This is a genomic window from Streptomyces sp. NPDC054783 (assembly GCF_053611725.1).
This window is the reverse complement of record NZ_JBSHAY010000098.1, coordinates 1-1,734: the sequence shown is the minus strand read 5'-3', so window position 1 is coordinate 1,734 and position 1,734 is coordinate 1. Positions and strand designations below refer to the sequence as shown.

Sequence of the window (1,734 nt, the reverse complement as noted above, 5' to 3'; positions counted from 1 at the left end):
CATCTTGGCCTCCTCGAGGTCGGTAGAGGTCGACTGCCCGGCGTCCGTCGAGGAGAGGTGCGGGCGCCGGACAGTCGAGTTGCGCAGAACCGAGCAGGCGCGCCGATCGCGCACCCGCTCAGTTCGTCACATGTGGGTGAAGATCTTTTCGGCGTCGAAGCGCGAGACCGGCTGGCGAGAGACGCGCGTCTCGTCCGGGTACCCGAGCACGACGAGCAGCGTCGTGGTGAAGTCGGTGTCGGTGAGGCCGAACGCTTCGTCGATCGTCGCGCGGTCGAACCCTTCCAGCGGGGTGGCGTCGACTCCGAGAGAAGCGGCGGCCATCATGGTCGCGCCGACCACGAGGTACGTGTTCTTCTCCAGCCAGTGGAGCACGTCGCCGCCATAGTTCTCCGACTGGATCTCCACGAAGTTGGACGCTCCAGCCTCCCATCCCTTCTGGATCTCCGGGTCCGCGAAGCGACCGTCCGCGCGCTCCTTCGCGAAGATCTCCTGCAGGTGCTCGTCGGGAATCGTCTTGCGGGTCGTGAACACGATCGCGTGCGACGCGTTCCGCACCTTCTCCGCGTTGTCCGCGAAGCGGCCGACGAGAGCCTCCGCAAGCTTGTCCTTGCCGGCCTGCGACTCCAGCACATGGAAGTGGTTCGGCTGGATGTTGATCGTCGTCGGCGAGGAGCGTAGGTAGCGCAGCAGGAGCTGGAAGGTGTCCTCCGGGATCTTCTTGTTCGGGTCGAAGTAGCGGGTGAGGTGCTTGGTGATCAGATTCTCGAGATCCATGGTTGGCTTTCGTTTCGTTGTCGGAGAGATCGGGTCAGTAGGCGGTTTCGGGGCGTTGGAGTCACGTCAGTACGTGGTGAACATCGCTTTCATTGGGGCGACCTCCGTGGCAGTCGACGCGGTCGCGGCGTCGCTGGTTACGCGCTCGCACCGGGGATGTCGACGACGGTTTCGTTGACGTTGTTGAGATAGTTCGTGAGCTGCGTGACGACCACGACGGTGACGATCGCCTGGATCTCGGCGTCCGTGTACCCGGCCTCGCGGACCGCGGCGATGTCCTTGTCGCCCACCTGACCGCGGGTCTCGATCACCTGCTGGGAGAAGCGAGCGACGGCGGCACGCTTGGGATCGGTGGAGCCGCCGGTGCGGGCCAGCTCGATCTCCTCGGTGGACATGCCTCCGAGGTTCGCGGAGATGTATCCGTGCAGCGCCGAGCAGTAGTCGCAGTTGTTGGAGTGGGACGTGGCCAGCGCGATCGTGTGGCGGGTCTTCGCGTCGAGGAGCTTGGCGATGCTGCCCTGCAGGCCCATCACGATCTCGAGGACGGTCGGGTTGGCGGCGAGCGTGGTGAACATGCCCGGAGCGAAGCCGAACTGCTTGGCGATGGCGTCGAGTGTGCCCTGCGTCTTGGCGTCGATGTCGGTGAGCTCGGGCGTGGTGAGACGAGACATGGTGGTGGCCCTCCGGGCGGTATCGGTCTGGGCTATTTAGCCCACTCACAGTGAACGCGACGCGGAATGGGCTGTCAAGCCCAATCCATGTTCATGTTGGGCCGCTGAGCCCAGTCTGCGGAACAGGGTGGTGACATGCAGATGAACGATGAATCGCGTGATCTTCGCGGGTGCACGGGCAAGGGGCTGGCGACGCGAGGTCGCATCCTCGAGCACGCCGCGGACTTGATCTACACGCGGGGGTCAACGCGACGAACAGCGAGCTGGTGCGAAGAGCAGCGGGGGT

2 protein-coding genes are annotated in these 1,734 nt (G+C 64.6%); both read right to left on the bottom strand.

The window, feature by feature from the left end:
- Positions 1 to 126: 126 nt before the first annotated feature.
- Complete coding sequence (locus ACWGJ5_RS46500; RefSeq protein WP_453315632.1) at positions 127 to 777, bottom strand: nitroreductase family protein; 651 nt, start codon at positions 775 to 777, stop codon at positions 127 to 129.
- Between the two features lie 137 nt (positions 778 to 914).
- Positions 915 to 1,448, bottom strand: coding sequence for a carboxymuconolactone decarboxylase family protein (locus ACWGJ5_RS46495; RefSeq protein WP_453315631.1), 534 nt, complete (start codon positions 1,446 to 1,448; stop codon positions 915 to 917).
- Between the last annotated feature and the right edge of the window lie 286 nt (positions 1,449 to 1,734).

Bases quoted from the DNA above. Each gene is read 5' to 3' on its own strand.
- ACWGJ5_RS46500 (WP_453315632.1), bottom strand. From the start codon at position 777: ATGGATCTCGAGAATCTGATCACCAAGCACCTCACCCGCTACTTCGAC.
- ACWGJ5_RS46495 (WP_453315631.1), bottom strand. From the start codon at position 1,448: ATGTCTCGTCTCACCACGCCCGAGCTCACCGACATCGACGCCAAGACG.